Genomic DNA, 21723 nt, shown 5'->3' on the forward strand with positions numbered 1-21723 from the left:
GCCTAGGCTCCCATGCCCATGGACATGGGGGAGCAGGGCCGCGGTCGCAGGCTGTGGCGCGGCCGGCACGCGACCGCGGCCCTGCTGGCCGGGACAGTGGGGCTGGCCGTTCTGGGCGCGGCGCTCGTCGTCCTGCCGGGTGTGGTGGTCGACCACGATCTCGCCGGGGCGAGCGTCGCTGCGCAGGACCGGCTGAAAGCAGTGAACGACGTCCGTACGACGCTGTTGCAGGCCGTGGGCGGCATGGTCGTGCTGTTCGGCGCGTACGCCACCTGGCGGCAACTGCGAGTCAGCCAGGACAGCCTGCGCGCCACCCAGGAAGGCTATGTCACCGACCGGTTCAGCACCGCCGTCGATCAGCTCGGCAGCGACAAGCTGGAAACACGCATCGGCGGACTCCACGCGCTGTGGCGGATCGCGGAGCACTCCGCCCGCGACCGTGAGGCCGTCATCTCCATTCAGGCCGCCTACCTGCGTACACACCTGCCCTGGCCCCCCACCGGACCGGAAGCCCCAGCGACGGACGTGCCCATCAACGACGTCGTGCCGCTGGAGGTCCGTGCCGCCGACGCCCAGGTGGCGCTGACCGGGCTCGGCGTGTTGTTGCTGCAACCCCGGGAGCAGTCCTGGGTCAACCTCGGCGTCACGGACCTGCGCCGGGCCGACTGCGACGGGCTGTGGCTGCACGAGGTCAACCTCGACCGGTCCTGTCTGGAGGCAGCGGGCCTGTACCACGCCAACCTGACACAGGCGTCTCTCGTCTCGGTCAACCTGCGGCACGCCGACCTCAAAACGGCGATCCTGCGCCGGACCCGCTGCGTTCTGGCTGACCTGAGGGGCGCACGGCTGGTCGAAACCGACTTGCGTGACGCGGACTTCACCGAGGCCGACCTGCGCGAGGCGAACCTGCGCAAGGCCGACGCGGGCGGCGCTGTCTTCCGCCGCGCCGACCTGCGCCTGACCGACTTGCGTGGCGCCGACTTGAGCACGGCCGACCTTTTCCAGGCGCGTCTGACCGGTGCGGTGGCCAGCGAGCACACCCGCTGGCCAGCCGGTTTCGACCACGTGGCCGCCGGCGTCGTTGTTACCGAGGATCCCGGCCCCGAACCGCCGCCGCTGCTCCAGGCCTCAGGTATCACGACGCGGCACCCGCCCCTGCGGTCCATACCGTGACCGAGGGGTTCGAGTGAAGACCGTCGGCCGCAAGGAGGACCCGGCCGACGCAACTCCTCTGCCACCGGTGCGTTCACGTCCGTCGGGGGCACCCGAAGCGGTGGGCCGGCCTATCGGTCGCCGATGCCCGGTTCTCGGTGTCGCGGCCGGTCCCCGTTCGGATCGGCCCCCGCCATAGCGCCCAGCCGCAAGCCCCGGCTCTCCGCCACACGCTTCACGTCACGCAACGACTCGCTCAGCCGGGCGGCGAGGAAGTGGAGCTCCGCGCCGGTGACCTTCCGGTCGGCCAGGAGGTCGGCGGCGTGGCCGAGCAGGTCAGCCGCTATGTCGAGTTGGACGCTCTCGACGCCGTCCGCCATCCGCGATACGTATCCGTCGCCGTCCCCGAGCACGTAACACGCCTTGCCCTCCGGCTCCGTCCACGGCAGCAGCCTGAACGTGCCCGGCCCGCGCCCCTCCCCGCTCATGTGGTGACCTCGGCTCCGTGGATGAACCGGTGCCCCATGACAGGGTGCTTCATGTCAGCCTGCTTTCTCAGGGTGGCCACGCCCCCGGGCCGTTCACGGCGGCCGCGGGGGTCTCTGCGGCGCGTATCCGCTTCTTTCTGTAGCGAACTCATCACAGAGTGGGGTCACGGGTCGCTACGCTGCCAGGGGGTCGGGGATGACAGCGCGTCCGTCAAGACCGGGAGTTGGATCACGTGGGAACGAAGCGAAGTCCGCGTTCGCCTCGGGAGAAGTACGGCGAAGAGCTGAAGCTGCGGCGCATCGCGGCGGGGCTGACGCAGGAGGCCCTGGGCGAGATCGTGGTCTGCTCGCCCACGCTGATCAGCCACTGGGAGGCCGGGCGGCGGCTGCCCAAGCCGGATGACGCTCGGCGGATTGACCTGGCGCTGAATACAGACGGCTTCTTTGTCAGGTGGCTGGAGAACCTGGAGTCGAAGTATGCCGGCTACTTCTCCGCAGTTGCCGAACTGGAGCGGGAGGCTTCAGAGATCAAGCAATACGGGGCCCAACTCGTTCCCGGACTAGTCCAGACCGCCGAGTATGCCCGCGCCGTCTTCCAGTCGGCACGAACGAACTTCACTCAAGATGAGCTGGACAGGGCGGTGGCCAATCGCATGGAGCGCGGAAGGTTGCTCCATGCGTCCAGTAGCCCAATCGCATGGACGTTGCTTGACGAAGCGGTGCTCAGGCGTCGCGTCGGCGGGCCGCACGTAATGGCGGAGCAGCTACGTAAGATCGCAGACATGGCCGAGAGCGGGCGCCTGCGCCTCCACGTACTGCCCTTCGAGGCCGGTGCGCACGCCTTGTTGGAGGGCATGCTCTACCTGCTCAACTTCAGGGACGCGGCACCGGTTGCCTACGTCGAGGGCCTCTACACGGGCAATCTCCTCGATGATCCGGCACTGGTTGAAGCCTGTGGCACCGACTACGCTCTCGCCCTGGGCGACGCGATCTCGCATCTGGATTCAGTGGCTCTGGTCAGAGCCATCTCGGAGGAACACGAACATGCACAACGCTGAGCACAGCTTCACCGGCTGGTACAAGTCCAGCTACAGCGGCGCCAATCAGGGCGAGTGCCTGGAGGTCGCCACCGGCTACGCCGCCGTCCCCGTCCGCGACAGCAAGGCTCCTTCCGGTCCCGCCGTCGTCTTCTCCTCCGCCGGCTGGTCGTCGTTCGTCGAGGCGGTCAAGGACGGCCGGCTCAGCGCCTGAGCAGCTCCGCACCCAGGCCCGCAGCGTCTTCAACGGCCGGCGGACGGGCGGACAGACCGACGGGGCCCGCTCCCGGAGAGCCGAACGGGGCCCGGCCGCATGGCCGGGCCCCTCTCGCTTTCCCCCTCCGTCGGGCGTTCCCGTATTCCCCCCGGAATCCCCCCGGAAGCAACCCGACATCGCATACGACCGAGGGAGGCGCCGAATGGTTGCACGTCTTTGTCCTTCCTTTACCCGGCGGCCCCTTCCTGCCTGCCGGACCGACCTGCCCTGAGGCCGGAACGCTCCGCTACCATCCCGCCCATGGGTAGATCGAAGCAGGTCATATCGGCGCTCGGAGCCACCGCACTCGGTGCCGTACTTCTCACAGGATGCTCGTCCGACGACGCGGACGCGGACGCCAGGGAGCCGGCGGCGTCGTCCCCCGCCGAGTCCGCCTCCTCTCCTGCGGCGGAGGCGAGTCCGGCCTCCGGGTACACCACTCCGGACGCCTGCGCGGACGTACCGCTGAAGTCGGACGCGACGATTCCCGGCAAGGATCTGGCAGCCTGTGTGACCGCCGCGATGGAGGCCTACGGCACCGGCACCGAGCACGTGACCTCCGGCGACCAGGAGAGCACCACCCGGTTCCGGTTCGGGGACGATCCGGCGATGGCGGGGGACGTCGACGGGGAGGGCGGGAAGAGCGGGGAGAACTCGTTCGTCTTCCTCGGCGACGAGGAGTGGATCAAGACCGACGGGACATGGGTCAAGGGCGACCCGGCCGGAAGCACCCAGGAGACCTTGGTCGCCTCGCTCGGAAAGGCCTACCGGGCGCTCGCGGATCCGCAGGTCACGGCAGACGTCATCGCCTCGTCCCCGGTCTGGAAGGTCGACACCGAGAAGGCTCTGATCTCCCTGGAGAACGGCAAGGACACCCATGCCTGGCGCATCACCAACGCGGAGCCGTTCAACTGGCACGGCGCGGAGATGACCGAGTACATCGTCTGGCTGGAGGACGACGCCACCCCGGTGGGAGCACAGGGCACGTCCGCCATGGGCGGGACGCCCACCACCACGGTCCAGCACTTCTACGACCTCGGGAAGCCCGTCACCATCGAACCGCCCGCGTAGCGCGGTCCCCGTGTCGTACCCGGGGCCCGGCCCGCACGAGCGGGCCCCGGGAAGCGGGTTCAGCAGGCGTGTTCCAGATAGCGCGCGGCGACCTCCGCCAGTACCTCGGAGCCGTCGCGCGCCCACAGGTCCTCGTTGAAGATCTCCACCTCGATCGGACCGTCGAAGCCGGTGGCCTCGACCGCCGTACGGAACGCGCGGAAGTCCACACAACCGTCGCCCAGTTGGCCCCGGCCCACCAGGACGCCCGCCGGGAGCGGGGTGATCCAGTCGGCGAGCTGGAAGGAGTGGATGCGGCCGCCCGCGCCCGCGCGGGCGATCTGGGCGGGCGCCTGGTCGTCCCACCAGAGGTGGTACGTGTCGACGACGACCCCGACCCGGTCGGCCGGGAAGCGCTCCGCGATGTCCAGGGCCTGGGACAGGGTGGAGACGACGCAGCGGTCGGAGGCGAACATCGGGTGCAGCGGTTCGATCGCCAGGCGTACGCCGCGCTCGGCCGCGTACGGGGCCAGCTCGCCCAGGGCGTCCGCGATGCGTTCGCGGGCGCCGTACAGGTCCTTGGCTCCGGCCGGGAGGCCGCCGGAGACCAGGACCAGGGTGTCCGTGGACAGGCCCGCCGCCTCGTCGAGGGCGGCGCGGTTGTCGTCCAGGGCGCGGGCCCGTCCGGCCGGGTCGGGGGCGGTGAGGAAGCCGCCCCGGCAGAGGCTGGTGACGGACAGGCCCGAGTCGGCGAGGAGTCGGGCGGTTCGCTCGACGCCGTACTCCTGGACGGGGGCCCGCCACAGGCCGACCCGGCCGATGCCGGCCTTCACGCAGCCCTCGGCGAGCTCGGGCAGCGACCACTGCTTGATGGTCTCCTGGTTGAGGGAGAGCCGGGAGAGGTCGTTACGGGTATCGGTCATCGGGAGCCTCCGTGCACGGTGAGCAGGGCGCGCATCCGGGATTCGGCCAGCTCAGGATCGGGGAACAGGCCGAGCCGGTCGGCGAGTTCGTACGCCTTCGCCAGGTGCGGCAGCGAGCGGGCCGACTGGAGGCCGCCCACCATCGTGAAGTGGTCCTGGTGGCCGGACAGCCAGGCGAGGAAGACCACGCCCGTCTTGTAGTAGCGGGTCGGCGCCTGGAAGAGGTGGCGGGACAACTCGACGGTCGGGTCGAGGAGTTCGCGGAATCCCTTGGTGTCGCCGGTGTCCAGGACCCGGACCGCGTGCGCGGCCAGCGGGCCGAGCGGGTCGAAGATGCCGAGCAGCGCGTGGCTGAAGCCGCGCTCGTCGCCCGCGATCAGCTCGGGGTAGTTGAAGTCGTCGCCCGTGTAGCAGCGCACCCCGCCGGGGAGGCGGCGCCGGACGTCGATCTCGCGCTCCGCGTCGAGGAGGGAGATCTTGATGCCGTCGACCTTGTCCGGGTGTTCCGCGATGACCTGGAGGAAGGTGTCGGTGGCCGCGTCGAGGTCGGCGGAGCCCCAGTAGCCGTCCAGCGCCGGGTCGAACATCGGGCCGAGCCAGTGCAGCACGACCGGCTCGGTGGCCTGGCGCAGCAGGTGGGCGTACGTCTCCAGGTAGTCCTGCGGTCCGTTCGCCGCGGCGGCGAGTGCGCGGGAGGCCATCAGGATGGCCTGGGCGCCGCTGCCCTCGACGAGGGCGAGCTGCTCCTCGTACGCGGACCGGACCTCGGCCAGTGAGGCGGGGCCGGGCGGGAGCTGGTCGGTGCCGACGCCGCAGGCGATGGCACCGCCGACCGACTTGGCCTCCGCGGCGGAGCGGCGGATGAGCTCGGCGGCGCCCGCCCAGTCCAGGCCCATGCCGCGCTGGGCGGTGTCCATGGCCTCCGCGACACCGAGGCCGTGCGACCAGAGGTGGTGGCGGAAGGCGAGGGTGGCGTCCCAGTCGACGGCGGCCGGGGAGTCGGGGCTGATGTCCGCGTAGGGGTCGGCGACGACATGGGCGGCGGAGAAGACCGTGCGGGAGGCCAGGGCCGCTCCGCCGGGGGCGAGGTCGAGCGGGGTGGCGCGGGGCTCGTACGGCCCCTGCGGGAGGTGGATGGTCACGGTGTCCGCTCCGGGGCGACGGCGACGGCGGCGACGGGGGTGGGGCGCGGCGTCACAGGGTCAGCTCCGGGACGTCGAAGCGGCGGCCCTCGGCGGAGGACTTGAGGCCGAGCTCGGCGAGCTGGACGCCGCGGGCGCCGGCCATCAGGTCCCAGGCGTAGGGCTCGTCGAGGACGATGTGGCGCAGGAACAGCTCCCACTGGGCCTTGAAGCCGTTGTCGAAGACGGCGTTGTCGGGGACTTCCTGCCACTGGTCGCGGAAGGACTCGGTGACCGGGAGGTCGGGGTTCCAGACCGGCTTGGGGGTGGCCGAGCGGTGCTGGACGCGGCAGTTGCGCAGTCCTGCCACGGCGGAGCCGTGGGTGCCGTCGACCTGGAACTCGACGAGCTCGTCGCGGTTGACGCGGACCGTCCAGGAGGAGTTGATCTGCGCGACGGCGCCGCTCTCCAGCTGGAAGATGCCGTACGCGGAGTCGTCGGCGGTCGCGGCGTACGGCTTGCCGTGCTCGTCCCAGCGCTGCGGGATGTGCGTCTGGACGTGTGCCTGGACGGTGGTGACCCGGCCGAACAGCTCGTGGAGCACGTACTCCCAGTGCGGGAACATGTCGACGACGATGCCGCCGCCGTCCTCCGAGCGGTAGTTCCAGGAGGGGCGCTGGGCCTCCTGCCAGTCGCCCTCGAAGACCCAGTAGCCGAACTCGCCGCGCACGGAGAGGATCTCGCCGAAGAAGCCGCCGTCGATGAGGCGCTTCAGCTTCAGCAGCCCCGGCAGGAAGATCTTGTCCTGGACGACGCCGTGCTTGATCCCGGCCTCCCGGGCGAGCCGGGCCAGCTCCAGGGCGCCCTCGACGTCGGTGGCGGTGGGCTTCTCGGTGTAGATGTGCTTGCCCGCCGCGACGGCCTTCTTGATCGCGTCGACGCGCGCCGAGGTGACCTGGGCGTCGAAGTAGATGTCGATGGTCTCGTCGGCGAGGACCGCGTCGAGGTCGGTCGACCACTCGGTCAGGCCGTGCCGCTCGGCGAGCGCCTCCAGCGCGTGGGCCCGGCGGCCGACGAGGACCGGCTCGGGCCAGAGCACGTCGCCGTTGCCGAGGTCGAGGCCGCCCTGCTCCCGGATCGCGAGAACCGAGCGCACCAGGTGCTGCCGGTATCCCATGCGACCCGTGACGCCGTTCATGGCGATGCGCACTGTCCTGCGTGTCACGAAAGTTCCTCCATACAGCCGTAGCAAGCGCTTTCTATACGGGAGGACGCTAGCCTGCCGACAGCGGCCCGGACAAGAGGGGGCCCGCTGATCGGTCCTCTTCCCTCATCACTCCTCGGAGGAATGCGATGACAGTCACCCTGGCGGACGTGGCGGCGCGCGCCCGGGTGTCCCCGGCCACCGTCTCCCGTGTGCTGAACGGCAACTACCCGGTGGCCGCGTCCACTCGGGACCGGGTCCTGCGCGCGGTGGACGACCTGGACTACGTGCTCAACGGGCCCGCCAGCTCGCTCGCGGCCGCCACCTCCGATCTGATCGGCATCCTGGTCAACGACATCGCGGACCCGTTCTTCGGCATCATGGCGGGCGCGGCACAGACGGAGATCGGCGGTCCGGGCGACGGTTCGGGCCGGGCGGGCGGCGAGAAGCTCGCCGTCGTCTGCAACACCGGCGGCTCCCCGGCCCGCGAACTCACCTACCTCACCCTGCTCCAGCGCCAGCGCGCCGCCGCCGTCGTCCTCACCGGCGGCGCGGTGGAGGACCCGGCGCACCGGGCGGCGATGTCGGCGAAGCTGGCGAAGCTCGCGGACGCGGGAACCAGGGTGGTGCTGTGCGGGCGGCCCCCGCTGCCGGACAGCGAATCGGTCCTGGCCGCGCTCGCCTTCGACAACCGGGGCGGCGGCCGGCGCCTGACCGAGCACCTGATCTCGCTGGGCCACCGCAGGATCGGCTACGCGGCGGGACCGCTGGAGCGGACCACGACCCGCCACCGGCTGGAGGGCCACCGCGACGCGATGAGGGCAGCGGGGCTGTACGGGGACGGGTCCGCGGCCGGGGACGAGGAGCGGCTCACGGTGCACGGCTCCTACGACCGCAGCTCCGGCTACGACGCCACCGTCGAACTCCTGCGGCGCGAACCGGGGATCACGGCCGTCGTCGCCGCCAACGACACGGTGGCGCTGGGCGCGGCCGCGGCGATCCGCGACCGCGGCCTGCGCATCCCCGAGGACATCTCGGTGGCGGGCTTCGACGATCTGCCGTTCTCGGTGGACGTGGTCCCGGCGCTGACGACCGTACGGCTGCCGCTCTTCGAGGCGGGGGCACGGGCGGGCCGGCTGGCGATGGGCAAGGAGACGCCGCCGCCCGGCGGCATCGCGACGATCCCGGCGGAGCTGATGGTGCGGGGCTCCACGGCGGTACCACGGGTGGAGTGAGCGCCAGGGGCAGGAAGATGGGGGCGGTGCCCCCATGCCCGCGGTCCGCCCCGCCGGGAGTATGGGTCACGGCGGACCGGTGGTGCCGGCGCCGGACCGAGGAGGTGCGATGGCGGAGAACGATCCGGGCAGCCGCGAACGGGTGCGCGTCTCCTCCCCGGCCGGCCCCACCGCACGTACGTCGGCCCCGCATCCGGCCGCGGGCCTCCCGGGTGCCACGCATCCGGCGCCCGGCCCCTCCCGGTCCGACGGCCCCTGGTGGCATCCGGCACTGGCCTTCGAACCGTCGCCCACCGGGACCCCGGACTGGGTGGAGTTCGTCGAGGACGTGATCTCCACCGCCCCCGAGAAGGCGGACGTCGAGGGCGGGGCCGGCGCGGACGGGGACGGGCATCCGGGACTGCGCGGTTTCGCCCACGTCCTCGCCCCGCTCACCGCCCGCGCGGCGGTGCGGATGCTGGACGCCCTGCCCGAGCGGGTGGGCCGCTGCGCCGACCTGGACACCGTACGGAACGACTTCGAGCGGCACCTGGCCCGGCGGCTCGCCCGGCTCGCCGCTCGCACCCTGGTCCTGGAACTGCACGTGGCGCGGCGCGCCGGGCGGCTCGCCGGGGAGGACTCCGCGGGCCGGTTCACGGACTTCCTGCGGCTGACCGGTGCCCGGCCGGGACTGGCCGCGCTCCTCACCGGCTACCCCGTGCTGGCCCGGATCCTGGCGCGGACCGCGCTCGACGCCGCCGCGGCACTGGCCGAGATGCTCGTCCGGTTCGCGGCGGACCGGCCGGTGCTGCCGAGGGGCCGTGCCGCTTCGGGCCCGGCGGCGGACAGCGTGCGGGGCGCCCGGCTGGTGGGCGTGGAGCCCGGCGCCGGGGACAGCCACCGGGGCGGGCGGACCGTGATGCTGCTCCGCTTCGACGACGGTTCCCGGCTGGTCTACAAGCCGCGGCCGCTCGCCGTCCACCGGCACTTCAACGAGCTCGTCAGCTGGTTCAACGCACTGCCCGGCACTCCCGGACTCCGCACGCTTGCCCTGCTGGACCGGGGGTCCTACGGCTGGGTGGAGTTCGCCTCGACACGGCCCTGCCGCTCGGCCGGCCAGATCGAGTCCTTCTACCGCCGCCAGGGCGCGCTGCTGGCCCTGCTGCACGTGCTGGACGGAACCGACCTGCACCACGAGAACCTGATCGCCGACGGGGAGCACCCGGTGCTCGTCGACGTCGAGACGCTGTTCCACCCGCCGCTGCCCGCCTCGGCCTCGGACGATCCGGCGGCCCGCGCCCTGCACGGCTCTGTGCACCGGGTGGGTCTGCTGCCCCAGTTGCTCGTCGGGGACGACACGGCGCTCGACATGTCCGGGATCGGCGGCGGGCAGGCCGCCGCCTCGCCGGTGCGCAGTGCCGACTGGGCGGACGCGGGGACCGACCGGATGCGGCTGGTGCGCCGGACGGCCCGGTTCGGGGAGTCCGCGAACCGGCCACGGCTGGCCGGGGCGCCCGCCGATCCGTCCGCCTTCGTCGGCCCGCTGTGCGAGGGGTTCAGCGCCGGGTACACCGCGGTCAAGGAGGCCCGCGCCGAACTCCTGCGTCCCGGCGGGCTGCTGGAGCGGTTCGCGCACGACGAGGTGCGGGTGGTGGCCCGGCCGACCTGGGTCTACACCTCGCTCCTGGACGAGTCCACGCACCCGGACCTGATGAAGGACGCCGCCGCGCGGCACGAGGTGCTGGCGCTGCTGGGGACCGACGTCATGGGTCCCGCCGCGCTGCCCGGCCTGCTGGAGGAGGAACTCGCCCAGCTGTGGTCGGGGGACGTGCCCCTGTTCACGGCGCTGCCCGAGCGCACCGACCTGTGGAGCGGGGCCGGCCGGCTGCTGTCCGGGCCGCTCGCCCGGACCGGGCTCTCCCTGGTCCGGGAGAAGCTGGCGGGCCTGGACACGGTGGACCGCCAGGACCAGGAACGGATCATCTGCGCCGCGATGGTGACCACCTCGCGCGAGCCCGCCCACGCGGGCGGAACAGGGCCGCGCCGGGTCCGTACGGCCGCTACCGCGCCGGAGCCGGAACACCTGCTCGCGGCGGCCAGGTCGGTCGGCGACGAGCTGGTGTCGCAGGCGTACTCCGGACCCACCCGGCTGAACTGGATCGGCCTGGAGCTGCTCGGGGAGCGCTACTGGCGGCTGGGGCCGATGGCCGCCGACCTGGCGAGCGGCTACACCGGTACGGCGCAGTTCCTGGCCCAGCTCGCCTCGCTCACCGGGGCGGACCGCTACGCGGCGGCGGCCCGGGACGCGCTGGCTCCCCTGGCCGGACTGCTGGAGGTGCTGCACGCGCGTCCGGACGACCTGGGGCCGGTGGGCTCCGGCGCGTTCGCCGGGCTCGGCGGGATCGCCTACGCGCTGATCCAGGTCGCGGAGACGCTCGATGACCGCCGCCTGCGCGAACTGGTGGTGCCGGCACTGCGGTTGACGGGTGCGGCGGCCGTCGCGGAGAGCGAGCACGGGGTGCGCGGGGGCACGGCCGGCGGGCTGGTCAGCCTGCTCGCCGGGTACCGGGCCACCGGACGGGCCGACGTGTGGCGGCGGGCGGAGCACAGCGCCGGGCTGCTGCGCGAGGCGCCGCTGCCGGACACCGCGGGATTCGCCGACGGGGCCGCCGGAATCGGCTGGGCCCTGCTGCGCTTCGCGGAGGCGGGCGGCGGCGAGCCGTACCGCGCCCCGGGGCTCGCGGCCCTGCGGTCCGCGACCGGCACCGTGGACGCCGGGGTCTCCTGGTGCCGGGGCCGGACGGGCGTGGCCCTGGCCGTGCTGGACAGCGCGGCCGCCCGCGCCGATCCGCTGCTGTCCGCCTGGGCACGGGAGGCGGTGGCGGACATCGCGCGGAGCGAACCGCCGCTCGACGACAGCCTGTGCCACGGGGAACTCGGCGTCCTCGAACTCCTGGGCCGGGCGGAGCCGTTGGGCACCCGCACCCGGTGGGTGGAGCGGGCCGGGGCCCTGCTCGCGGCGGCCGACCGGGCCGGACCGCGCTGCGGGACACCGGGCCTGGTCCCCCATCCGGGGCTGCTGACCGGACTCGCCGGGATCGGGCACGGGCTGCTGCGGGCGGGCTTCCCCGACCGGGTGCCGTCACTGCTGCTGCTCGCCTGACCGGCCGCACCCCCCTGATTCCCCCCGTCCCACCGGCGTACCACCGATGCACACAGACGCACCACCGCTCGGCACACCGCACCGGAACCTCCCACGAGAAGAGGCAGAAACCATGCAGAGCAACGACGCTTCGGTAGCCTTCCTGACCACCGAGCTCACGGACGACTCCGCCGCCGAGCACCCCGCCGGACAGATCGCCCTGGGGGCGGCCGGCAGACTCGGGCTGCGCAGCAGAATCCTCAGCGCCGCGGACGGGAACACCGGATACACGCTGGATCTGCCGTTCACCACGATGACCGCACCGTTCTGAGCCAAGTCAGTTGCCGCTCAAGCGATTTGGCGCACTACCCGGCGGGGTTCCGCTCAAGTAACCTGCGCCCATGCGTGCCACTTCGTCGGTGATGATCGGGCGAGCCGCCGAGACCGGTCTGCTGAGCAGCGCCCTGGACACCGCTTCGCGGAGTTCGGGGCGTGCGATCTTCTTCGTCGGGGACGCCGGCATCGGCAAGTCCCGGCTGGCCGGGGAGTGCGCGTACCGCGCGTACGAGCGGGACATGCCGGTGCTGCGCGGCAGGGCCACCTCGACCGGCCTCGTCGTACCGTTCCGGCCACTGGTCGAGGCGCTGTCCTCACGGTTCCGGGCGGCCGGCACACCCACGGACCCGGAGCTGGACCCGTACCGCCCGGCGCTGGCCCGGCTGGTGCCGGAGTGGCGTCAGGGCTCCTCCCCCGGCTACCCGGAGACGGTCGTCGAACTGGCGGAGGCGCTGCTGCGGCTGCTGTCGGTGCTCGGGCAGGAGCACGGCTGCGTGATCCTGCTGGAGGACCTGCACGACTCCGACACCGAGACGATGGCGGTGGTGGAGTACGTCATCGACAACGTGGCGGACGTACCGGTGCTGCTGCTGGGCACGCTGCGGCCGGAACCCGGCGTCGCGCTGGATCTGGTCCGCTCCGCTGAGCGCAGGCAGGTCGCCACCGTGCGGGAGCTGGCACCGCTCAGCGCCGCCGAGGTGCGCGGGATGACCGCGTCGTGTCTGGAGGCCACGCCGGACGAGGTTCCGCAGGCCACCCACGAGCGGCTGGTCGACCGGGCGGGCGGCAATCCGTACCTGATCGAGATCCTGCTCGCCGACCTGCTCGACTCCGGTCAGCTGCGGCGCACCGGCGACCGGTGGCAGGCGTACGGGAATCCGGACGCGGCGGTGCCCACCGGAGTGGTGCGCAGCTGGTCACGGCGGCTGGACCGGTTCGACGAACCGGTACGTGAGTTACTCCTGTGCGCGGCCACGCTGGGCAGTCAGTTCTCGGTCACCGTGCTGCAGACCGTCACCGGGTTCGACGACCGCACGCTCTTCAGCCATCTGCGCTCCGCCGTCGAGGCGAGCATCATCGCCCCCGACGGCGCCAACCCCGACCGGTACACCTTCCGGCACGCGCTGACCGCCGAGGCGCTGGTGGCCTCGCTGGCCCCGGCGGAACGGGCCGCGACCGCCCGCCGGGCGGCTGCCTCGCTGGCCGCGGTGACCGACGAACTGGGCGACGAACAGCTCCAGTTGATGGCGACCCTGCAACTGGCCGGGGGCGACCGGCACGGCGCCGCCCGGCAGTTCGCCGCGGTCGGCCGGCGGATGCTCACCGCGGGGGCGTCCGGCTCGGCCGTCATCCTGCTGGAACGGGCCCGCTCGCTGGCCCACGCGGGCGATCTGCGGGGCGTCACCGAGGCGCTCGCCGTCGCTCGGGCCGAGGCCGGCGAACTCGACACGGCCCTGGCACTGGCGGCGGAACTGCCCCCGGTGCCGCCCCGGTCGGAGGCCGCGGAACAGCGTGGCGAGACCCATGTCCGGATCGCCTGGGCCGCCGTGATGGCGGAGCGCGCGGACGAGGCGGCCGACCAGATCCGGACCGCGCGGAGCCTGCTCGGTACGGCCGTCCGTCCCGGACAGGAGGCCGCGCTCGACGTGGTGGAGGGCCATCTGGCCCTGCTGCCCGGCCAGGTACCGCGCGTACAGCAGCGGTCCGCGCAGGACGCGGCACGACGGGCCGCCGCCGTCGCGGAGGAGCACCACCTCCCCGTGGTCGCCTGCCAGGCCTGGCAGTTACTGGCCCTGCTGTCGCGGGAGCGCGGCTTCGACGAGGCCGACGCCTGTCTGGAGCGGATGCTCGCCGTGTCCGAACAGCACGCGCTGCCGGTGTGGCGGGTGGAAGCGCTGGTGCGGCTCGGCGCCAATACGTTCATGCGGACCGGTGACCCCGCCCGGCTGGAGACGGCCAGGACCGCCGCGCTCTCGCTCGGCGCGCTGGTGCCGACGCAGACCGTGGACGGGCTGCTCGCCATGAACGCGGTGATGCGCGGCGCCTGGGACGGGGCGCACGAGATCATCGAGCGGTCGGTGGCCGCCAGCGCACGGGTCCGCAACCTGGGCGCCCACCGGTATCTGCTGCTGGCCTCGGCGGCCCTCGCGGCGCACCGGGGCCGAAGACGGGAGCTGGACCGGGCCCTGGTCCGGTTCCGCCGGGCGGGCGGCGAGGAGTCCTTGCTCGTACCGCTGCAACTGGGCCTGTGCCGCGCCTTCGCGGCACTGCTGGAGGAGGACCGCGGGCGCGCGCTGGCCGACCTGGACGACTCGCTGGCCTGGGAACGCGAACACCCCAGCTTCTTCTATCTGAGCGGCCGCTACGGGCTGCGCCCGCTGCTGCGGGTCCTCGACGGGCAGGACGGCAGGGCGGAGCTCTCCGCCGCGCTGGAGAGCCCCGGCGCCGACCTGGCCTGGAACCAGTTGTTCCTGCGGCTCGCCGAGGGCGTCCTGCATGGCCGGGAGGGCGATTCGGCGGCGGCCGCCCGGTCGGTCGGCTCCGCGTTCGCCGACGCCGCCGCCTTCCCGCTCGCCCGCCACCTGGGACTGCGGCTGACCGCCGGCGCGGCGCTCGCCGAGGGCTGGGGCGAGCCGGTGAGCTGGCTGCGGGCGTCGGAGGAGTACTTCTACGGGGCGGGTATCCAGCCGGTCGCCGCCGCCTGCCGGGCGGCGCTGCGGCAGGCGGGCGCCAGTGTCGGACAGCACCGGGGCGGCTGGGACCGCATCCCGGCCCCGCTGCGGACGAGCGGCGTGACGCCGCGCGAGTACGAGGTGTTCGTCCTGCTGGCGGAGCGGCCCGGCAACCAGCAGATCGCCCGGCGGCTCTCCATCTCGCCTCGTACCGTCGAGAAGCACATGGCGAGCCTGCTCAGCAAGACGGGCCGTCAGGACCGCTCCGCGCTCTGCGACTTCGCCGCCGAGTACGCGGTGGAGCCCGACTGACACGCGTCGGCCCTTCCCGCCGCCCCATCGGCTCCCCCACGGCCGCCCGCCGCGCTTCCCGAAACGCTTCCGGGCGCGCTTCCGGGCGCATGGACACGTGCAGGTGGGGGCCCGCGCGGGCGGGGTACGGGGCCGGGGTGCCCAACATGGGGGTGCGGGGCGGATTTGGCCGGGTCCCGGCACGGAACATGCGGGCCCGGCACCGATGCGGGGGCGCCGTCCCCGGCGGACGATCCAAGGGTGCGACCGGCAGACCGCCACCCCCGTCCCCCGGTGCTTCGGAGGCTCGTCCATGACCCGACCCCCCACTCGCACGCCCGCACCCGGTGTGCTGAGCCTCTCGCTGCTCGGCCCGCTCTCCGGATGGGCCGACGGGCGGCCGCTGTCACTCGGGCCGCGCAAACAGCGGCTGGTCCTGGCCATGCTGCTCAGCCGCCCCAACACACCGGTGCCGGTGGACGTCCTCACCGACGCGGTGTGGCCGGACGCGCCGCCCAGGACGGCGCGCAAGAACCTCCAGGTGTACGTCAGTTCGGCCCGGACACTGCTCGGCACCTGGTGTCCCGACGGGCCGGACGGCGGCCGGGAACGGCTGGTGCACTCCTGCGGCGGCTACCTGCTGCGGATCGGCCCGGCCGAGCTGGACACCCTGCGCTTCCGGTCGCTGGCCGCGGCGGGCCGGCGGGCCGCCGACGACGGTGACCCGCGCGCCGCCGCCGGTCTGCTGCGCAGGGCCCTGGACCTGCGCCAGGGGCCGCCGCTGCACGATCTGCGCGACTCGCCCGAGGTGGCCGCGGAGGCGGAGCGGCTGGAGGCCCGGTGTCTGACCGTCCACGAGGACTGGGCCGAGACGGAGATCTCGCTGGGCCGGGCGTCCGCGGTGGTGGACGGGCTGCGGGACCTGGCCGAACGGCATCCGCTGCGCGAGCGCGTCCTGGCCGCGTGGATGGACGCGCTGCACCGGACCGGCCGCAGGGCCGAGGCGCTGGCCGTCTACGACGACTACCGTCAGCTACTGGCACGGGAGTTGGGGCTGGAGCCCGGAGCCGCCATCGTCGCCCGGCAGCGCGCGATGCTGACCGGCAGGGACGGCGCGGAACGCCCCCGCGCGGCGGCGGCCGCGCCCCGGGCACCCGCCCTGCGGGCGGTACTGCCCGCGGCCGTCCCCGACTTCACCGGCCGCGGCGAACAACTGCGGGAGCTGCTCGATGTGCTGGGCGGGGCGAACGGCCGGGTGGTGGCGGTCACCGGGGCCGCCGGAACGGGGAAGACGGCCCTGGCGGTACAGGCGGCGCACCTGCTGGCGGACCGGTACCCGGACGGCCGGATCCACATCCGGGTCCGCGACGAACAGGGGGTGGTGCGCCCCGCCCCGGCGGTCCTCGGCGAGCTGGCCCGGCTGACCGGCGGCCCGCACGGGGCGGAGCCGATGGCGGACGCGGAGCACTGGCGGCACTGGCTGGCCGGGCACCGCTCGCTGGTCGTGCTCGACGACGTACCGGACGAGGCCGCGGTGCGGGCCCTGCTGCCGGGCACCGGCGGCAGTTCCTTCGTACTGACCGCGCGGAAACAGCTGGCCGGGCTGTCGCCCGTGCACCGGATCGCGCTGCCGCCGCTGGCCCCGGCCGAGGCGCTGGAGCTGCTGGGGCGGCTGATCGGCGCGGGGCGGGTGGGTCTGGACCGGGCCGCCGCCCTGCGGATCGCCGACGCCTGCGGACTCCTTCCGCTGGCGGTACGGGTGAGCGGGATGCGGCTGGCGGTGCTGCGCCATCTGCCGCTGGCCGAGTACGCGGAGCGGCTGGCCGATCCGGCCGGGGCGCTGGACGAACTGGTGGCCGGTGACATCTCGGTGCGCGCCCGGCTGATGTCGGGCTGGCAGGACCTCTCCGCGGGGAGCGGGCTGGCGCTGACCCGGCTGGCCGCCTCGGTCCGCGAGGGGCTGTTCACCCTGCCGGAGGCGACGGCGGCGCTCGGCTGCGACGAACGGCAGGCGCTGCGGACGGTGGAGGCGCTGATCGACGCGGGGGCGGTGACCTCCCCCAGCGGCGAGGTCACCGCGCACTCCGTGCTGTACGAACTGCCCCGCCTGGTGGGCCTGTTCGCCCGCGAGCTGAGGCCCGTCCCGGCAGCGGCGGCCGTCGAGGGGGCGGCGGCGCACCGCACGGCGGTGCCGGCGGGCGTGGCCACGGTGATCGGCGCGACGAGCGCGTAGCCGCCGCGCCCCGCACACATGGATACGGCACTTCCGGGGTCCGGAAGTGCCGTATCCATGTGGTGTCGCCGCGCCCACGGGCTCTGGGTCACCCCAGGGTGAGTACGTCCAGCAGGTCCGGCCGTTCTTCCGGCGTGGCCGACAGCGTGTGCAGGGCGAGCAGCACGCCCGCCGCCCCGGTGGCGAGATCGGCGGAGAAGCGGCGCAGCCGCGCCCCGGGCACCAGCAGCCGGTCCTGTTCGGCGACCAGGTGCCAGGAGAGGTTGCGCACGGAGTCCAGCACCTCGGCGTCCGGCCGGCCGCCGGACAACTGGTGGGCGGTGGCCACGAGTCCGGAGCGGCCGGTGAAGAGCCCCGGTTCGCGGATGAACTCCAGGAGGCAGCCCTGCCGGACGCCTGGCAGCAGCGCGGCGAGCGCGGGGGCCTCCCGGTGGGCCAGGTAGCGCTGGGCCACCAGGGCGACGCCGCCGCTGCCCTGGTCCAGGTAGAGGAAGTGGCGTTGGCCGTCCTTGACCTGCACGCTGCCGCCCGGCATGGTCACGCAGTGCCCGGCCTCGCGGGCGAGCGTCGCCCCGGCGGCGTCGAGCAGCCACTCCTCACCGGTGAGCGCGTGCAGTTCGAGCTGGAGCAGCGCGGCCCCGGTGAAGCCGCGCAGCAGTCCCGCGGAGGGCGGGGCGGGCGGGCCGCCGGTGGCCTCGCCCCGGACCAGCGCGTCGAGTTCCCAGGCGGTGCGCAGGGCCCGGTCGAGCAGTTCCCGGTCGGGCGGTCCGGCACCGTCCGTGGCGAGCCGGAGGGCCGCCAGCGCCGTTCCCGCGGTGCCCGTGAGCAGGTCGGCCGAGGCGGGGGCGGCCGCGCCCAGTGCCCGGTCGAGCAGTTCGCGGCCCTCCTCGCGGCGGCCGAGCCGGGCCAGCACCAGCGCGACGCCGGGCAGTCCGTCGAACAGCCCGCCGGGGGCGTCCGGGTCGCGGCGCAGGGCGGTCCGGGCCAGCCAGTCGACGTACTCGGCGGGGACCGGGGCGCCGACGCGGTGCAGGGCGTACAGCACCCCGGCGGCGCCGTGCGCGGCGCAGATGCCGCCGGTGGCGAAGCCGGCCAGGTCGCCGGGGAAGAGCCGGTCGGCGCGGTCCGGGGTGGCGTCGGCGTGGATGCCGGCCAGGAGCCGTTCCCGGATGCCGGACCAGTCGGGCTCCGGGCCCCGCAGCAGCAGGTCCACCGTCGGTTCACCGCTGTCCGCCGGGAGCCCCCGGGAGAGGGCGGCCGGGCGGGGCGGTCCCGCGTCGGGGCCCAGCCGGTAGCGGGCGCGGGCCCAGCGCTCGATGCTGAGCACCTTGCCCCGGTCGTGCTCGGACACCTCCATCAGCGGCATCAGGATGTGCAGCCAGATCGCCCAGAGCGCGTAGTCGTCCGCCTCCGCACCCCCGGTGCCGAGCGGAGCCTGGAGGCCGGGGGCGCCCGCCAGCGGGGTGTCCTCGTCGTCGAGGTCCGTGGCGTACTCGAAGTCGATCAGGACCACCCCGCCGTCGGGGCGCAGGATGACGTTGGCGGGGTGCACGTCCGCGAACCGCAGTCCGCGGGCGTGGATCCGGTCGAGGGCGCTGCCGAGCCCGGCCGTGACGGCCTCGGCCCAGCGGGAGTAGGCGTCGAGTTCGGCGGGTGTGCGCTCACCGCGCACCAGCACGAAGCGGTCGACGATCTCGTCGAACAGGGTGGTGCCCTCGATGTACTCCTCGATCAGGAAGTGGTGTTCCCAGACCGTGCGGACGCCGTACACCTCGGGCACGCAGTCGAGTCCGGCGAGCCGGGTCAGGGCCCGGTGCTCCCGGTGCAGCCGGGTGACGGCGTCGTGCCCGGCGGGGTCGAGACCGCAGTGCGGCCGGGCCTCGCGCAGCACCACCCGCTGCCCGGTGGTGCGGTGCTCGGCGAGGTAGATGCCGCCCGCGTTGGAGAACTGGAGCGCCTTGGTGACGACGTAGGGGAAGCCGTCGTCGCGGGCGGCGGCACGGGCGGCGAGGTGGGGGCGCAGTTGTTCGGGGACGGTCACCCAGTCCGGTATCCGGAAGACCACGCCCCTGGTGTCGGGGACGAGTTCCCCGGAGGGGTGGCGCATCGCGCGGACCCTGGTCCCGTCGGTGTCCTGGCACCAGAGCTCGACGAACGCGCCGTAGCGGACGTGGACGGGAGAGTTCCCGATCCGCAGATCGCTCAGGATGTACGGTCCGCAACGCCCGTCCAGGGCCCGCGTCAGGGCGTCGAGCAGCCGCAGGAACGCGGGCTCGTCGGCGGGGTAGAGGGTGAGGAACTTCCCCGCGCCGGACCGGTTCATGTACTTGGCCGACATCAGCCGCAGGGCGCGCTCGCTGCGCAGGAACTTGAACGGCACCCCCTGCTCCAGGCAGATCCGGGCGGTGTCGGCGAGGGTGCGTTCGGCGTCCGCCGCCACGGTGGAGATGTGGATCTTCCAGCCCTGTTCGGGGAGTTCGGCGGAGTCGGGGTGGAGCGCGGTCCACAGCCCGCCCCGGCCGCGCCGCCAGCCCTCGGGCGGTTCCGCGCGGTCGAGCGGGTAGCGGGTGTCCTCGTCGGGCAGCCGGGCCGGGGTCTCGTAGTAGCGGCGGTCGGCGATGCAGTACAGCTGGGTCTCCTGGATGCCGGGCACGGCATACCTCCTGGGGGCTCGTGATCAGGGGCGGGGGCTGCCGGCCCCGGTACGGTCCGCGAGGGGCCCGTCCTCGGCGGTCTCGTCCTCGGCGGTCTCGTCCGGTGGCGGGGCGGGCCGGGCGGACGGGGCGAACGTGACGACGGCGGCGGACACGGCGAGGACCGCGGCGATCGACCCGAAGGCGGTGCGGCTGCCGAAGGCGGTCAGGAGCGCGCCCCCGGCCAGCGGCCCGAACGGCTGGACCAGTGAGGAGAGGAACCCGGCGGCGCTCTGCACCCGGCCGACCCGGTCGCCCGGGGTGACGGTCAGCAGGGTGGACAGGAAGCCGATGCTGGCGACCGTGGACAGGCACATGCAGGCGGCGCAGAGCAGCCCGGCGAACAGCGGGACCCTGATCCAGGCCAGCGCGAGGGCGGTGCCCACGCAGAACCAGCAGGTGGCGGCGGTGAGCGCCCAGGTCCGGCGTTCGGGGCGGAGCCGGGGGGCGAGGAGCGCGCCGGCGAGGGCCCCGACCGAGATGAAGGAGACGACGGTGCCGCCGCCGAGACCGGACCTCCCGCCGCTGGAGAAGACGGTCAGCGCGGTGAAGGTCATGGCGCCGAAGGCGAAGTTCATGCCGAGCCCGAAGACGAGGAGCACGGTCCGCAGGTAGGGCAGCTTCCACAGGAAGGTCACCCCGGCGGTCAGCTCGGCCCGGCTGAACACGGAACCGGCCCTGGACTCCGCCCTGGAGCGGGTCCGTACCAGGGCCACGCAGAGCGTGGACAGCAGCAGCCCGACGGCCTCGGCGAGGAACGGCAGGACGGGGTGCAGGCTGAACAGCCCGCCCCCGATGAGCGGCCCCACCAGCCGTGCGGTGGCCGTGCGGGCCTGGAGACGGGCGGTCGCGGTCCCCATCTCGTCGGCGGGTACGACGCTGCGCATCAGCCCGAACACGGCGGGCCCGTAGAAGCTGCCGATGACGGCGCCCGCGCCCGCGACGAGCAGCACCAGGATCAGCGGGACATGGCCGGTCCACACGGCCACGACCAGGGCGCTGACCACGCAGAAGCTGCCCACGTCGCACAGGCGCATCAGCCTGCGGCGCTCCACCCGGTCGGCCATCACCCCGCCGGGCAGCATGGTGATCAGGACCGCGGCGACGGACACCGTGCCGATCGCTCCGGCCTGAACGGCCGATCCGGTCTCGCGCAGCACGAGCAGCGGCAGTGCCAGTGCGGTCATCTGGGTACCGAGGACGGCGAACAGGCCGCTCATCCAGAGCAGTCGGAAGTCCCGGTTGGTTCGAAGGGCGGTGGCCATCGTCGGCTCCCGGTCGGTGAGCGGGGACAGGGCCCGGACAGCGGCCCGGGAAATCGAGGCGGGGCGGTCCCCGTGGTCACGGAGCCGCCCCGTTTCGGCCGGCCGGGCGCCACGGGGAAGGGGTACTTCCCGGAGGTGGCGCCGCGGCCCGGTCGTCAGTCCTTACTGCTCCGACAGGACGAGGCTCACGGTGCTGACGCAGTTGCCGTCCAGCGAGCGCTCGTGCACACCGGCGGTCTCCTGGAGGTCCAGCACGGAGTGCGCCTCGACCTCGGGGGTCTCGTTGTTGTCGTCGGCGGCGGGCTTCGTGTTCTCGGACATGGTGGTCTCCGTCCACTCGTCTGTCTGGGTCATCTCCGGCCGGTCCGGGCTGAGCCCGTTCCTTCCGGTTGCGGCCGGCGGGTGCCTTCCGCTGACCAGAAAGTTAGGAGGCCGGGCCTGGCAAACGGCTCGGCGCCGGTATGGCCCCGGTATCGGGGCAGTTCAGCGGGGGGTGACACGCCCGCCGGAGCGTCCGCCGGGCCCGCGGGCGGCCCGCCGCGGACCGTCCGGCCTGCGGCCATACCGGTGGCGAACCGGTCGCGGACCGGTGCCGAACCGTGCGGACGGACGCTGTGTTCGCGCATCGCGGCCGCGCGCCGCACCC

16 protein-coding genes are annotated in these 21723 nt (G+C 73.7%); 9 read left to right on the top strand and 7 right to left on the bottom strand.

Annotated elements, in window-relative coordinates:
• The first annotated feature begins 18 nt into the window (after positions 1-18).
• Complete coding sequence (locus ACIO3R_RS01905) at positions 19-1173, top strand: pentapeptide repeat-containing protein (RefSeq protein WP_385031303.1); 1155 nt, start codon at positions 19-21, stop codon at positions 1171-1173.
• A 110-nt stretch (positions 1174-1283) separates the two neighbouring features.
• Here the strand turns inward: ACIO3R_RS01905 and ACIO3R_RS01910 are convergent, their stop codons facing one another.
• Positions 1284-1640: a hypothetical protein gene (locus tag ACIO3R_RS01910; RefSeq protein ID WP_402102304.1), complete on the bottom strand. Its 357-nt coding sequence runs from the start codon at positions 1638-1640 to the stop codon at positions 1284-1286.
• Between the two features lie 233 nt (positions 1641-1873).
• Between ACIO3R_RS01910 and ACIO3R_RS01915 the strand changes: the two genes are divergently transcribed.
• The 3 genes from ACIO3R_RS01915 (at position 1874) to ACIO3R_RS01925 (ending at position 4004) form a co-directional block, all read left to right on the top strand.
• The gene (locus tag ACIO3R_RS01915; protein WP_402102307.1) at positions 1874-2698 is read left to right on the top strand and encodes a Scr1 family TA system antitoxin-like transcriptional regulator; all 825 of its coding nucleotides are present in this window, start codon (positions 1874-1876) and stop codon (positions 2696-2698) included.
• Positions 2685-2891, top strand: a complete 207-nt coding sequence (locus ACIO3R_RS01920) for a DUF397 domain-containing protein (protein ID WP_402102309.1) — start codon at positions 2685-2687, stop codon at positions 2889-2891. Before ACIO3R_RS01915 ends, ACIO3R_RS01920 begins: the two co-directional genes overlap by 14 nt.
• Positions 2892-3194: 303 nt before the next feature.
• A complete protein-coding gene (locus tag ACIO3R_RS01925; protein WP_402102312.1) occupies positions 3195-4004 on the top strand; it encodes a hypothetical protein in 810 nt (269 codons plus the stop codon).
• A gap of 59 nt (positions 4005-4063) precedes the next feature.
• Here the strand turns inward: ACIO3R_RS01925 and ACIO3R_RS01930 are convergent, their stop codons facing one another.
• From ACIO3R_RS01930 to ACIO3R_RS01940, 3 genes are read right to left on the bottom strand one after another with little or no spacing between them, the layout of a single operon-like run.
• A complete protein-coding gene (locus tag ACIO3R_RS01930) occupies positions 4064-4906 on the bottom strand; it encodes a sugar phosphate isomerase/epimerase family protein (protein ID WP_402102315.1) in 843 nt (280 codons plus the stop codon).
• Positions 4903-6048, bottom strand: a complete 1146-nt coding sequence (locus ACIO3R_RS01935; protein WP_402102317.1) for a dihydrodipicolinate synthase family protein — start codon at positions 6046-6048, stop codon at positions 4903-4905. The genes ACIO3R_RS01930 and ACIO3R_RS01935 overlap by 4 nt, the downstream gene beginning before the upstream one ends.
• A 52-nt stretch (positions 6049-6100) precedes the next feature.
• Positions 6101-7252, bottom strand: coding sequence for a Gfo/Idh/MocA family protein (locus tag ACIO3R_RS01940; RefSeq protein ID WP_402102320.1), 1152 nt, complete (start codon positions 7250-7252; stop codon positions 6101-6103).
• 128 nt (positions 7253-7380) lie between these two features.
• On the opposite strand from ACIO3R_RS01940, the gene ACIO3R_RS01945 reads away from it, so the two are divergent.
• The 5 genes from ACIO3R_RS01945 (at position 7381) to ACIO3R_RS01965 (ending at position 17119) form a co-directional block, all read left to right on the top strand.
• Positions 7381-8466 (top strand): LacI family DNA-binding transcriptional regulator, encoded by a 1086-nt coding sequence (locus tag ACIO3R_RS01945; protein WP_402102323.1) that lies wholly within the window; start codon positions 7381-7383, stop codon positions 8464-8466.
• A gap of 109 nt (positions 8467-8575) precedes the next feature.
• Positions 8576-11608, top strand: a complete 3033-nt coding sequence (locus tag ACIO3R_RS01950) for a type 2 lanthipeptide synthetase LanM family protein (protein ID WP_402102326.1) — start codon at positions 8576-8578, stop codon at positions 11606-11608.
• 112 nt (positions 11609-11720) lie between these two features.
• Positions 11721-11918, top strand: coding sequence for a hypothetical protein (locus ACIO3R_RS01955; RefSeq protein WP_385031224.1), 198 nt, complete (start codon positions 11721-11723; stop codon positions 11916-11918).
• A 70-nt stretch (positions 11919-11988) separates the two neighbouring features.
• Positions 11989-14907, top strand: a complete 2919-nt coding sequence (locus ACIO3R_RS01960; protein WP_385031221.1) for a helix-turn-helix transcriptional regulator — start codon at positions 11989-11991, stop codon at positions 14905-14907.
• A gap of 292 nt (positions 14908-15199) precedes the next feature.
• Complete coding sequence (locus tag ACIO3R_RS01965) at positions 15200-17119, top strand: BTAD domain-containing putative transcriptional regulator (protein ID WP_385031218.1); 1920 nt, start codon at positions 15200-15202, stop codon at positions 17117-17119.
• Positions 17120-17207: 88 nt separating this feature from the next.
• On the opposite strand, the gene lanKC is transcribed toward ACIO3R_RS01965, so the two are convergent.
• From lanKC to ACIO3R_RS01980, 3 genes are all read right to left on the bottom strand, one after another.
• Positions 17208-19772 (bottom strand): class III lanthionine synthetase LanKC, encoded by a 2565-nt coding sequence (lanKC, locus tag ACIO3R_RS01970; protein ID WP_402102332.1) that lies wholly within the window; start codon positions 19770-19772, stop codon positions 17208-17210.
• Between the two features lie 24 nt (positions 19773-19796).
• Positions 19797-21077 (bottom strand): MFS transporter, encoded by a 1281-nt coding sequence (locus tag ACIO3R_RS01975; protein WP_402102335.1) that lies wholly within the window; start codon positions 21075-21077, stop codon positions 19797-19799.
• A gap of 162 nt (positions 21078-21239) precedes the next feature.
• Positions 21240-21398 carry a hypothetical protein gene (locus ACIO3R_RS01980; protein ID WP_311305604.1) on the bottom strand — a complete coding sequence of 53 codons (159 nt, stop codon included), beginning with the start codon at positions 21396-21398 and terminating at the stop codon, positions 21240-21242.
• Between the last annotated feature and the right edge of the window lie 325 nt (positions 21399-21723).

The organism is Streptomyces sp. NPDC087428 (genome assembly GCF_044744085.1).
In the GTDB taxonomy this organism is placed as follows: Bacteria; Actinomycetota; Actinomycetes; order Streptomycetales; family Streptomycetaceae; genus Streptomyces.